Here is a 6,447-nt window from a genome sequence, read left to right as displayed (position 1 = left end):
GGAAGATGGAGTGTTGTGGATCCGCTGGCGGAAACCACACCAAGCTGGAGTGCGTACGCTTACGGATTTAATAATCCAATAAGATTTACAGATCCGACAGGAATGTCGAATGAGGATTTTGTACAAAGAAAAGACGGAAGTGTTTATTGGGATAATAAAGCGAACAACCAAGCTACGACTAAAGCAGGCGAAACGTATTTAGGAAAAAATCTTTCTTTTACTTTTAATAGTTATATTGGGAATAATTATAATGGTCCACTAGGAAGTCTTCCAAAAGGAGATAAATTAACAACAACTATAAATCTTTCTGCAAGTAAAAATAGTAGTGGAGAATTAACAGGACTATCTGCTACAAAAACAACTGAAATAGGCAAAACTTTTGGATTGTTTGAAGGCAGGAATTTTTATCCAGGAGAAGGTGGAAGTAATAATAGTTTTACTAAATCTGGAATGTCTATAAATTATGAACAACACGCAAGTGTTCCTAAATTAGAAGAATCAGGGTTAAATTCTTTGGGATTTAAGATTGTAGATGTTTCCCAAAAACTAAATATTAGTTTTGATAAAGGAAGCGGAAATTTATCTGTAAATGCATATACAAACATATTTCCTTCGGCTACATTAAAACTGAATAATACAGGAACAACTTTAATGAACTATAAACAACCATCATTTGTGGGAACACATACTGCTCCAATTACAGGTTATTCTCCACCAGCAATGGGAGAAGGACGAACAGGAGGACAGCCAATACGAGATTTTTCTTATTATCCATCACGATTTTATAAAAGAAATTAATATGTTAAAGCCTACGTTCCTAAACATCTGTATCAGTATAATCTTAAAATATTTAATATTTTACGTTTTGTTAATGGTTGTAAATAATGAATTTAAATTATTACAAATTAATAATATTAAAAACGGACAAGATTTATTTTATTACCTATGGATTGTTTTGTTTTTTCCACTTGTAGATATAATTTTATTTGCTACTCCGCTGTATTTTAGTTTTAAGGCAAAGAGATCTTTAATTTTTGTAGCCAGTATTATTATAATTTTGTTGATAGAGTATATTATTTACGCATATTTTACTTCACAAAAAACGTTCAATCAAGATGCTTTATTCAAGATGTTAATAAGCCTGATGACATTACTGGTATTTTTCTATAAGACAATCCGTTCAAAATTTACAGAATCTTAATCACAAAATCGCCGTATCTGCCCTACGAACTACATATTGCAGACCTAAGAGGCATATTCCCAAGTGGAACCCATACCATGAATGGTTTCCTAGCACCCAAACCATTATATGACTAACTAAATGCTGTTTTTCGATTGGCTATAGATTATCATACAGATGTTGGCGGATTAGATGGGAAGCGGGAGAAGACCGTATGGACCGAGGGCCGAGCAACGACGAATTTCTTCAAGCATGTTCAGGATTGTGGAGCAGAAACCTTCCATGAAATTGAGAACAAGATGGTCTATACCTTTTTTTTCAATGGAGAAAGGCAAATTAGAGGCAAAATTTAAATGAAAAGCCGTCTCGATTTCAATTCGGGACGGCTATCTTATCTAAGCTATGTAAGAATTCTTACAAGGATTTAAACTGCTCAAGCATTCGCTTGTCATTCTCAAAGAACATTCGGATATCACCCATTTGATGAAGTAACATCACGATCCGTTCTATTCCCATACCGAATGCAAAACCAGAATATTGGTCTGGATCAATGTTTACGTTTGTTAAAACGGCAGGATCCACCATTCCACAGCCCATAATTTCAAGCCAACCGGTCCCTTTCGTAATCCGGTAATCGGTCTCGGAGTTAAGCCCCCAATACACATCCACTTCAGCACTTGGCTCTGTAAAGGGGAAATAAGAGGGACGCAATCTAATTTTTGACTTTCCAAAGAGCTCAGTCGTAAAATATTGCAACGTTTGCTTTAAATCTGCAAAGCTCACCTTCTTGTCTATATAAAGTCCTTCAATTTGATGGAAAATACAGTGCGAACGAGAGGAAATTGCTTCGTTTCTAAAGACTCTTCCTGGAGACAAAATGCGAATCGGCGGCTCATTTGATTCCATGTATCGAATCTGCACAGAAGAGGTATGCGTTCTTAGCAAAATATCAGGATCCTGTTCAATAAAAAAGGTATCCTGCATGTCTCTTGCTGGGTGGTATTCAGGTAAATTCAAGGCACTAAAGTTATGCCAGTCATCTTCAATCTCGGGACCGTCCGACACGGCAAATCCAATGGATTTGAAGATTTCTATGATGCGCATTTTGACTAAATTAATGGGATGTCTCGTTCCTAGCTCAAGCGGTAGACCTGGACGGGACCAGTCTTCCTTCTCAGAGATCACCTCAGTTTGAGTCTGCCCTTTAAGTTCTTCAAGCTTCTGAGCGACAGCCATTTTCAACGCATTTATTTTTTGACCAAATTCTTTCTTCTGGTCATTTGGAACTTCTTTAAACTTATCAAAAAGTGAGTTTAGTATTCCTTTTTTTCCACTATATTCTATGCGGAATTTTTCGATTTCTTCGGCTGTTGTAGCGGTAAAGCTCTGTACCTTTAAAAGCAACTCATCGATTTGTTCTAACATGCTATTCCATTCTTAAGGACGCAAAGTTACAATTTCATGGGCGAAAAAAAAAGTAAAGGCGCCACAGGGCACCTTTTCCTTTTCACTTATTAACACTTAAATTGAATTGACTTCGGTGAGAACCACCTAGGACAACATACAATTTCATTTTCCAATACACTAGGACAATTGCGATTTTTCAAACCTTATTCCTAATGGCCAAGGAAAGCATACTAAACTTTCTCCAGGGCTTTAACCAGCAACTGTACCGTTACTTCATTTTTAATTATACCGTTTTGCGCCGGTACTTGAAATTTTACACCAAAATCTTCTCTTTTAATATCGGTAGGCTCAGAGGCAATGCTTACTTCATTTCCATTCACGGTTACGTTCGCACGAAATTGTACCGGTTTTGTAATTCCTTTCATCGTCAGATTCCCGTCAAGAATCGTGTTGTAATCCCCTTCCGCTACTGCACTTACCTGGGTTATCTCATAAGAGGCCGTTGGAAATTTATCCACTTCAAAGAAATCTGCAGATTTCAAATGATTTTCGAGTTTTTGTTGTTGTTCCGGATCGTCTTTCAAATCAATATTCTCAAGAGAATTCAAATCGGCTACAAATTTACCGCTCTCTAACTTTCCTTCATGAACCGTGATTTCTCCACTTTCAAATTTTATACTCCCAAAATGGCTGGTGTTTTGCGATTTAAACACTTTGTACCCAATCCATTCCATACGACTGTTAAGCGTGTCAAGTGTGTAAACCACCCCTTCGTTACCCGTCACCACTGTGCCCGTCTCACTGGCTATAGCCTTATCTTTTGTACAAGAAACAAAAAAACCCAATACGAGACAGAGGGATAATAGAGAGAATACAAGCGATCTTTTCATGAATTATTAAATTGTTAGGAGTTATTGCTAAACTATGAAAAATTTTTTGATTACGAAAACATTATATTAACTTCGCATAATGCTATTAGAAATAAAAAATCTGGATTTCTCCTATCGTCCCGAACAAAAACTTTTTAACAACCTCCACCTTTCCGTGGATCATGGAAAAATCATCGGACTCGCTGGGGAAAGCGGTTGCGGGAAATCAACTTTACTAAGTCTCATCTATGGTCTCTTAGACTGGCAAAGCGGCAGTATTTCCTTAGATGGAAAGACACTTTTAGGACCGAAAGGGAATATTGTCCCAGGCGAGAAAGAAATGAAACTTGTTGCTCAGCATTACGATCTAATGCCCTACTCTACTGTATACGACAATGTGGGGAAATTCATCTCCAACATCAATCTGAATGAGAAAAGAGAAAAAGTAAACGAACTTCTCGATGTGGTGGGCATGCAAGAATTCGCTCAAGTAAAACCCCAGTTCTTAAGCGGTGGACAACAACAAAGAGTTGCAATCGCTAGAGCCTTGTCGGTCATGCCGAAACTTCTTTTGCTCGACGAACCTTTTAGCAACCTAGATTATTCTCGAAAAATTGAGCTTCGAGAGCGCCTTTTTCGCTACGTCGAGGACAACCATATTTCCGTTCTAATTTCCACGCACAACTTACAAGAAATCATGCCATGGCTTGACCAGGTACTTATTCTGGAGGACGGTCGACTTATTCAAAACGACAGTCCTATGGAAACCTATTCCCAGCCCTACAATAGCTATGTAGCAAAGCTTTTAGGAGAGGTCAACCTTATTCCCGATGATTTAAAGCATAAACTTTCACTTCCAAAATCCTTTTACTTTCCTGAACAAATCCAGGTTTCGCCGGAAGGCTTTAATGCAAGTGTTTTAGAAAGTCGTTTTTCAGGTAGTTTTTTCTGGAACAAAGTGAAAGTAGAAAATACGACCCTTGTCGTGTACTCAAAAACAAAACTAACAGGCGAGGTTCAAATTGAGTTTGCATAGTCACTAAATTCCTACCTTTAACCTAATGAACAAAAAAGAAGAGACCGCTAATGGTCCGTTTAGGCTACGCCAAACTAAATCTATTTAGCTTACTCTTCCTATTTGCCTTTTTTTGACCAAGATTCACTTATAATAAGTAGCCGGCACTTAAATCAATTAAGGCCGGCTATTGCATTAGTTTGAAAGAATCTTAACTTAGGCTTTCTTTACGAACTCCGATTTTAGTGCCATGGAGCCAAATCCGTCAATTTTACAATCAATGTTATGGTCGCTATCCGGACGAAGACGAATGTTCTTCACTTTTGTACCCGCTTTCACAGGCTTGGGTGCACCTTTTACAGGAAGGTCCTTGACCACCACCACTGAATCTCCATCTTTTAGCTCATTCCCGTTGCTATCTAGAATTTTATCTTCCTGATTGGCTTCATTGGGATCCCACTCTGTGAAACATTGAGAACACACCATCAAATTATCCTGTTCGTAGGTAAATTCAGACCCACATTTTGGACATTGGATTAACTCACTCATAATTTGTTATTTTAGTCAAAGATAAGAATTTCGAAAACGAAGAACAAGCCTTAGATCGCTTCTAGAATTTGGCTTTCAGTTAATATTCAAATTCTTAACCAAGACTGCTGTAAAAACCGTATTTTTGCAAAATGGAACTTATACACCGCAACTTGGCCATTGGGATACACGACGCCCTAAATGAGACCTTTTTTGAGAAAAATAAATACGCAGACAAAGTAATCGAGCGCCTTCTAAAGGCCCATAAAAAATGGGGAAGTCAAGACCGCGCGGTTGTATCTGAAATATTTTACAACATTATACGTTGGAAGAAACGTCTTGAATATTACATGGGAGAAGGGGTAAAACCTGGCAACATTTACAAACTAATGATTGCGTATCTCTTATGGAGCAAAACGAAATACAAAAAGTTTGAAGAATTTGAAGGCATTAAGATTGCAGACATTCTAAAAAAACTAGAAAAAAACACATTGCCTTCAAAAGCCATTGAACATTCTATCCCCGAATGGCTAGTTCAAACTTTGGAGTTAGAATTAGGACCGGATTGGGAAAGGGAAATGACCGCTTTAAACGAAAGGGCCCCTACAGTGCTTAGAGCAAACACCCTTAAAACGTCAGTAAAAGGACTTATTTCAGAATTGAAAGAAGAAGGTGTAGAAAGTTTTTCTATTAAAAACTACCCCTACGCTGTGCAACTTGAAGAAAAAAAGAATGTCTTCTTAACCTCCGCTTTTAAGGAAGGGCTTTTTGAAGTTCAAGATGCAAGTTCCCAACTTATAGGGGACTTCTTAGAGGTTAAAGAAGGGATGCGAGTGGTTGATGTTTGCGCAGGAGCAGGAGGAAAAACCCTTCACCTTGCTGCTTTAATGGAAAACAAAGGACAAATTATCGGACTCGATATATACGAGTGGAAACTAGCCGAACTTAAAAGACGTGCAAAACGTGCGGGTGCACATAACATTGAAACCCGCGTTATTTCTGACAACAAAGTCATTAAACGTTTGCACGAAAAAGCAGACCGACTCTTGATTGATGCTCCGTGCTCAGGATTAGGCGTTTTAAAACGAAATCCAGATAGCAAGTGGAAAATAGACCAAGCCTTTATTGACCGAATCAAAGGAGAACAGTTCCAAATCCTTTCCGACTACAGTAAAATTATTAAAAAAGGAGGCAAAATGATCTATGCCACCTGCTCTATCCTTCCGTCCGAAAATGAAAAGCAGGTAGAACGATTCTTAAAGGAGAATACCGATTACAAATTACAAAAAGAGCATAAAATCCTACCAAGCCAAGGGTATGATGGATTCTATATGGCTCTTATCGAGCGGTTATAACCCCACCACTCAAAAGCAATGAAAAGCAGTTTTCCCTCGGAGAGCTGCTTTTTTCATGGCCCTTCCAAATGAAAAAAATTCACTTTCATTCCA

7 protein-coding genes are annotated in these 6,447 nt (G+C 38.0%); 4 read left to right on the top strand and 3 right to left on the bottom strand.

Annotated elements, in window-relative coordinates; genetic code table 11:
• A partial coding sequence (locus ACX3PU_RS08620) for an RHS repeat-associated core domain-containing protein (protein ID WP_459084610.1) occupies window positions 1-798 on the top strand: 798 nt, incomplete at its 5' end.
• Between the two features lie 537 nt (window positions 799-1,335).
• Window positions 1,336-1,533: a hypothetical protein gene (locus tag ACX3PU_RS08615; RefSeq protein WP_459084609.1), complete on the top strand. Its 198-nt coding sequence runs from the start codon at window positions 1,336-1,338 to the stop codon at window positions 1,531-1,533.
• Window positions 1,534-1,594: 61 nt separating this feature from the next.
• Here the strand turns inward: ACX3PU_RS08615 and pheS are convergent, their stop codons facing one another.
• Both pheS and ACX3PU_RS08605 read right to left on the bottom strand, forming a co-directional pair.
• Window positions 1,595-2,605, bottom strand: a complete 1,011-nt coding sequence (gene pheS / locus ACX3PU_RS08610; protein ID WP_459084608.1) for a phenylalanine--tRNA ligase subunit alpha — start codon at window positions 2,603-2,605, stop codon at window positions 1,595-1,597.
• Window positions 2,606-2,817: 212 nt separating this feature from the next.
• Window positions 2,818-3,477, bottom strand: a complete 660-nt coding sequence (locus ACX3PU_RS08605; RefSeq protein ID WP_459084607.1) for a YceI family protein — start codon at window positions 3,475-3,477, stop codon at window positions 2,818-2,820.
• 79 nt (window positions 3,478-3,556) lie between these two features.
• Here ACX3PU_RS08605 and ACX3PU_RS08600 point away from each other — a divergent pair, with 79 nt between their 5' ends.
• Window positions 3,557-4,492: a sulfate/molybdate ABC transporter ATP-binding protein gene (locus ACX3PU_RS08600; RefSeq protein WP_459084606.1), complete on the top strand. Its 936-nt coding sequence runs from the start codon at window positions 3,557-3,559 to the stop codon at window positions 4,490-4,492.
• Between the two features lie 195 nt (window positions 4,493-4,687).
• Here the strand turns inward: ACX3PU_RS08600 and ACX3PU_RS08595 are convergent, their stop codons facing one another.
• Window positions 4,688-5,020 carry a zinc ribbon domain-containing protein YjdM gene (locus ACX3PU_RS08595; RefSeq protein WP_459084605.1) on the bottom strand — a complete coding sequence of 111 codons (333 nt, stop codon included), beginning with the start codon at window positions 5,018-5,020 and terminating at the stop codon, window positions 4,688-4,690.
• A gap of 131 nt (window positions 5,021-5,151) precedes the next feature.
• On the opposite strand from ACX3PU_RS08595, the gene ACX3PU_RS08590 reads away from it, so the two are divergent.
• Window positions 5,152-6,354, top strand: coding sequence for an RsmB/NOP family class I SAM-dependent RNA methyltransferase (locus ACX3PU_RS08590; RefSeq protein WP_459084603.1), 1,203 nt, complete (start codon window positions 5,152-5,154; stop codon window positions 6,352-6,354).
• Window positions 6,355-6,447 lie beyond the last annotated feature (93 nt).

The sequence above is a fragment of the Chryseobacterium sp. A301 genome (assembly GCF_054489425.1).
This window is presented reverse-complemented; position numbering and strand designations above follow the sequence as displayed.